The sequence below is a fragment of the Flavobacterium sp. genome, from assembly GCF_003525665.1.
Lineage (GTDB): Bacteria > Bacteroidota > Bacteroidia > Flavobacteriales > Flavobacteriaceae > Flavobacterium.
On the sequence record NZ_DQDX01000084.1, the window covers coordinates 46777 to 53115 of the forward strand.

Sequence of the window (6339 nt, forward strand, 5' to 3'; positions counted from 1 at the left end):
TTGTTACTTTCCCTAACTTATAATTATTTTGGGCACTTGTAATTAAATTACCCATTAACAAGATCAATAATAGAAGTTTTTTCATGCTTTATATTTTAGTTAGGATTACTTTAGAACTATCACTCTTAGCTATTGTTTCTCTAAATTTTCTGTAAATCTCATAATTTTCTTTGCCAAACAAACCTTGCTTCACTATTAATTTTCGTTTACAAATCAACTTATCATTAACTTGATTAAACTCAATTTTATAATATCCAAATTCACTACTTAACTCAATTCCTTGCGGTTTAGCTTCAATTTTAAAGTCAGCTGGAATCGAAATTTCTGTTTCACTTTGGTCATTAAATCCTCTTATTATTCTGAACGCATTTTCTCTGCTTTTATATTTTTTAGGTGTAAATATATTTTGGTCAAAAGCATTTAGAACAAAAATTAGTTTTCCATTATTGATTTGCGCATAATTGGTTGCACTAACTTCAATTTGTTCATTAAATAATATTTTGTTAGTGTCGTTATTAATAGATATTTTATCAATTTTTAAATTGTTTACATTGCTAAACTCCTCTTTATAACGCTCCACTTGTTGCTCTTTACCCATTCTCTCTTTAGAGAAAGCATTGTCGTAATGAAGACCTTTAGACAATATTTCAACCTTGCCTTTTATAGTTCCATCATCCAACATTTGATAACTGGCCTTAGTAAATTTGGTAGTTTCTTTCTCATCATACGTTTTTGTCTTAATGATTTCGCCTCCTTCTGGTTTTATCACTAATACGTTTCTATCATCAGTGAAGTCTCCTTGCAATCCAAAAGGCTGAATCTGGCTTGTACATTCTAACCAAATCATTTCTTTGTCTGTAGGAAGAGCCAAAATGACATGATTTCCTTGAATTGACACAAAGTCTTTATTGATGTTTTTTTTCTCATCACTTCCTGCATAAACAACCGTATAGTAAGAGGCTACTCCAACATTTTTTAATAAAACTCTCGTGTAATTGGTTAAAGCTTTACAATCTCCGTACCCTAATTTATCGACATCTTTTGCCAACATGGGTTTCCAACCACCAATTCCTACTTGAACACTTACATATCTAGTTTTATTTTGTACAAATTTGTAGACTATTTTAGCTATTTCAATTGGATCTTTTTCATTTCCAACAAGTTGTTTGATTTTTTCAATTGTTGCTGCAGGCAATTCTTCTGTATCCGATAAAATAGAATTATAATACCACTGCCCAAAATCTGTCCAATTTTTAGCTGTGCCATCCACGCTCTCAAGATGAAAATTTTCTAATGAGAAAAATACAATCGGAACTAAATCATATAAACTTGGTGATAGATCTTCTTTTTTGATTGCTTTTATACTTTCGGCAGTATACGATAATGTAGAACCAGTTTCGCTTTTTTTAATTGATAATGCTTCAGAAAAGTTTTTTTCATGAAACTTCAATTTAAGATCTGGCTTGTAGGTAATACTTAAGTTTGTTTTTTCTGTGCTTACAAAATAACCGTCAATAGGCGACCAAGAAGGAATAAATGCCGTATTTGAAGTTTCGATTTCTGATTCTGTAACCATTGTGAATGGAAAGGATGTTGGAGTGAAATCTAAATATAATGCTCTATTATCATTAAAAATGGAAACGCCATCAGCCACACTTCTTTCTTTAAAATCTCTTTTCTTATACGTTTTTATTTCTTTTCCAAAAGAGTCATAAACAGTTGCTTCAAGCTTGGATACTCTTCTATTTTTATCGTAATATTCCAGGAGATTTAAATTTTTTAAACCGTACTCGTTATATACCGTAATCACAATTTTAGATTTCAAAGTCATCGATTTTTGAGAAGAAATTTGAATACTCAAATCACTAAGTCTGACAACTGCATTTGCGTTTTCTTTTAATTCATCAGGCACTAAAAAAGCTGAGTAATCACTACTTTGAGATTGAGAAAAATTGAAAACAAGTAGTGCGAAGAATACAATAATTTTATATTTCATGTACAAAAAAGTATTTAATCAAAAATAGGAATTTATTTATAATAAATACTATTACTCTTTATTTTTTGAATCAATAATTATAGTAACTGGTCCGTCATTAACTAATGCTACTTTCATGTCGGCTCCAAATTGTCCTGTTTGTACTTTTTTACCTATTTCGAGTTCCATTTCAGTAACAAATTTTTCGTAAAGCGGAATGGCAATTTCGGGTTTGGATGCTTTTATGTAACTAGGTCGATTTCCTTTTTTGGTTGCGGCGTGAAGTGTAAATTGGCTTACAATGATTATATCGCCATCACAATCTTTTACAGAAAGATTCATGACGTGGTTTTCGTCTGGAAATATTCGGAGATTGGCTATTTTAGATGTTAACCAATTGATGTCTTCTTGATTATCGGCATCTTCAATTCCTATTAAAATTAATAATCCGTATTGAATTTCGGCTACAATTTTAGAATCAATTGTTACTGATGACGATGAAACTCTTTGGATTACTGCTTTCATTATTTTAATTATTTAGACGTGATAAATCACGTCTCTACATGATTTTTATAATATTTCATGCCATAATTGACAATTATTTATTTCTTGTTGCATCGCTGGCAATTCGATCATCATTGTAAATGTCTGTTCGGTAATGATCGTCATCGCCTTCTAAAATTTTCAAATAACTGTTGTATCGCGTCCAAGAAATTTCGTCTTTTTCTAATGCATCTTTAATCGCACATTTTGGTTCTTCTTTGTGAAGGCAATTATTGAATTTGCATTGATCTTTTAATTTAAAAAATTCTGGAAAATAACCACTAATTTCCTCTTTTTCCATATCAACAATTCCGAAACCTTTAATTCCTGGTGTATCAATAATTTTGGCTCCAAAAGATAAATCATACATTTCAGCAAAAGTTGTGGTGTGTTGACCTTGCATGCTTTGCTCAGAAATTGTTTTGGTTTTTAAATGCAAACTTGGTTCCATGGCGTTGACTAAAGTCGATTTTCCTACGCCAGAATGCCCTGAAAACATGGTCGTTTTGCCAATCATCAATTCTTTTAATTCTTCAATTCCTTTTCCTTCTGTTGATGAAACTCGCAAACATTTATAACCAATTTGTTGGTAAACGTGTTGCATGTAAAGTTGCTCGTCTAAGGTAGCATCATCTAATGTATCGATTTTATTAAAAACCAAAATAGTTTCGATGCCATAAGCTTCGGCAGTAACAAGAAATCTATCTATAAAATTGAATGTTGTTGGCGGATTATTTACCGTTATCAATAGAAAAACGTAATCTAAATTGGATGCAATAATGTGCATTTGATGCGAAAGATTCACCGATTTTCTAACGATATAATTTTTTCTATCGTGAATATTGTGAATCGTTCCAGTTACTGTATCGGAAGTTTCATCCAAATCATAATCTACAATATCACCAACGGCAATAGGATTGGTACTTTTGATGCCTTTAATTCGGAATTTTCCTTTAATACGGCATTCCATAAAATCACCTTCATTCGATTTTACGGTGTACCAACTTCCGGTAGATTTGTAAACTGTTCCTGTCATTTGGCAAATTTACAATTTTAGATTTTAGATTTTAAATTTTGACAAACAAAAAAAAGGCTGCTTAAGTTAATAAACAGCCTTTTCTGTCTTTAGAAAATCTTAGTATTTGTAAGCTACACCAGTTTTGATTGCTTGTGAACCTCCAATAGCATTAGAATTTGCACCAACTGTAGTTTTGTCTGCAGTTAATAAAACGAAAGGACAACCTTGTTTTGCAGCATCCATTTTCAATTTCTTTTGTGCTTTTTTATCTCCAGTGTTTCCTGTTTGGAAATTGATTAAACCTGTTTTTCCACGAACTTCACCTACTTTTTTCAAACCAGCGATGTACGATTTTTCTTCAAGAATAACCACTTTTTCCCAGTCAGCTTCACCAGTAACAACAATTTTTTCAGTAACTTCTTCTACTCTTTTTGTTTTACCATATACAATTTTTTCAACTGCATATTTTCCGATGGTATTTTCAGCATCTTCACCATCATATTTGAAAACAACTGTATACTCATCTAATCTAATCACTTTACCTTCAACAGTTTCTCCACTGTGTTTTGTAATAATGTCAACTTGTGCGTTTGCAACTCCAAAGCTAAAAATTGCTGCAAGTACTAAAATAATTTTTTTCATTGTTTTACGATTTTGTTTAAATTGAATGCAATTATACAATTTTTTTGTTAAATCAGTATACGTAAAACTTCGTATTTATATTTTATTAATCACTTTTTCTTGATGACTAATACTTTCTTGGTGAATTGCTTTAAATAATCTTAAAATAAATTCTTCACTCAGTCCTTTTTCTTCTCCGTCAAGAATCATTTTTCCGAGAATTTCATTCCATCTTTTATTTTGTAAAACAGCTACATTTTTGGCTTTTTTTAATGCTCCAATTTGTTCGGCTACTTTCATTCGGTTTCCTAAAATCTCTAACAATTTGGCATCGGCAATATCAATATTAGCACGAAGTTTTATCATTTCTGTATTAAAATCTTCTTCGTTAGACGATGTTTTTTTGACTTTTAAATCTTCAAAAATTTGTTTCAATACTGTTGGTGTCACTTGTTGTGCAGCATCACTCCAAGCATTATCTGGATCGGTATGCGTTTCAATAATCAAACCATCATAGTTCAAATCTAAAGCTTGTTGCGACACTTCTTGAATCATATCTCTACGACCAGTAATGTGCGACGGGTCAATAATTAAAGGCAAATCTGGAAACTTACTTTGCAATTCAATAGCAATTTGCCATTCTGGAATGTTTCTGTATTTAGTTTTTTCATATGTAGAAAAACCTCTGTGAATAACTCCTAATTTTTTGATTCCAGCATTGTACAAACGTTCAACACCACCAATCCACAAAGCCAAATCTGGATTTACCGGATTTTTTACTAATACAATTTTATCAGTATTTTGCAAAGCATCGGCAATTTCTTGAACCGCAAATGGGTTAACAGTAGTTCGAGCTCCAATCCACAAAACATCAATATCGTGTTCTAATGCTAATTTTACGTGAGCCGCATTTGCAACTTCAGTCGCCATTAACAAACCTGTTTCGGCTTTGGCTTTTTGCAACCATTTTAATCCAATGGCACCAACGCCTTCAAATCCTCCTGGACGTGTTCTTGGTTTCCAAATTCCAGCTCTAAAAATTGATACGTCAGAATTTTTTAATTCGTGAGCGATTTTTAATACTTGTTCTTCTGTTTCTGCACTACAAGGTCCAGCAATTACTAGCGGATGCGTTAAATTGAAATCATTTAACCACGTTCTCATTTCTTTTTTATTTTCCATTTTCTTTTGTTGTCGGTTGTCAGTTGTTTGTTGTCAGTTTCGAAACCGATAACAGACAACTGACAACAATTTTATTTTAATATCTCTTTAATTCTATTAGTATTCTGCATTTCGTTGAAAACTTCGTCGTAGTTATCGTTTTCTAATAATTCTTTAAAATGCGTTAAATTCTGAATGTATTCTTCTAACGATTTTACTACTTGTTTTTTGTTTTGTTTAAAAATTGGCGTCCACATAGCTGGCGAACTTTTGGCTAAACGAACCGTACTTTCAAATCCTGAACCTGCCATGTCAAAAATATCTTGTTCGTCTTTTTCTTTCTCAATAACAGTTTTTCCAAGCATGAACGAACTTATGTGCGACAAATGTGAAACATAAGCAATGTGTTTGTCGTGCGATTTTGGATCCATGTATCGAATTCGCATGCCGAGTTTTTTGAACAAATCCATTGCCGTTTCTTGCAACTTGAAGGTTGTTTTTTCTACTTCGCAAATGATGTTTGTTTTTCCTTCAAATAATCCTTTTAAAGCTGCTTTTGGTCCAGAAAATTCGGTTCCAGCAATGGGATGACATGCTAAAAAATTTCTTCTTTTTGGATGATTTTGAATTGCATCACAGATTGGTAATTTGGTTGAACCTACATCAAAAACTAAGGTTTGCTCGCCAATTTTATCTAAAATGTTAGGCAAAATTACTAAACCCACATCAACTGGAACAGAAACAATTACCAAATCTGCGTTAATTAAATCATTTTCAGATGCTTTTTCGTCAATTAATCCAAGGTGAATTGCTTCATCCAAATGTTTTTCGTTGGCGTCAATGCCGAATACCTTTGCATCATCATAAATTGATTTTATGTCTAATGCCATTGAACCGCCGATTAATCCGATACCTATTATGTAAATGTTCATGTTTTTTTTATTTTTATTTTGACGCGATGAATTTAGACGCGATAAATATAGACGCGGTGAATATAGACGCGATGAATCGCGTCTCTACG

The 6339-nt window shown here is 32.1% G+C and carries 7 protein-coding genes (1 of these 7 only partly in view); all 7 read right to left on the bottom strand.

Annotated features, from left to right (window positions below; all coding sequences use genetic code 11):
* Positions 1–85, bottom strand: partial view of a DUF3857 domain-containing protein gene (locus tag DIU01_RS06270; protein WP_290832595.1) — the beginning only. 1853 nt of this gene lie to the left of the window's left edge; only the first 85 of its 1938 coding nucleotides appear in the window; its start codon is at positions 83–85; its stop codon lies off the left edge, out of view.
* Positions 86–88: 3 nt separating this feature from the next.
* Positions 89–1996, bottom strand: coding sequence for a DUF3857 domain-containing protein (locus DIU01_RS06275; RefSeq protein ID WP_290832597.1), 1908 nt, complete (start codon positions 1994–1996; stop codon positions 89–91).
* 51 nt (positions 1997–2047) lie between these two features.
* Complete coding sequence (gene dtd / locus DIU01_RS06280; protein ID WP_290832599.1) at positions 2048–2500, bottom strand: D-aminoacyl-tRNA deacylase; 453 nt, start codon at positions 2498–2500, stop codon at positions 2048–2050.
* 73 nt (positions 2501–2573) lie between these two features.
* Positions 2574–3554: a ribosome small subunit-dependent GTPase A gene (gene rsgA / locus DIU01_RS06285; RefSeq protein ID WP_290832601.1), complete on the bottom strand. Its 981-nt coding sequence runs from the start codon at positions 3552–3554 to the stop codon at positions 2574–2576.
* Between the two features lie 99 nt (positions 3555–3653).
* Complete coding sequence (locus DIU01_RS06290; protein ID WP_290832603.1) at positions 3654–4178, bottom strand: hypothetical protein; 525 nt, start codon at positions 4176–4178, stop codon at positions 3654–3656.
* Between the two features lie 75 nt (positions 4179–4253).
* Positions 4254–5339, bottom strand: a complete 1086-nt coding sequence (locus DIU01_RS06295; RefSeq protein WP_290832605.1) for a bifunctional 3-deoxy-7-phosphoheptulonate synthase/chorismate mutase type II — start codon at positions 5337–5339, stop codon at positions 4254–4256.
* Positions 5340–5410: 71 nt separating this feature from the next.
* Positions 5411–6250 (bottom strand): prephenate dehydrogenase, encoded by an 840-nt coding sequence (locus tag DIU01_RS06300; RefSeq protein WP_290832607.1) that lies wholly within the window; start codon positions 6248–6250, stop codon positions 5411–5413.
* Positions 6251–6339 lie beyond the last annotated feature (89 nt).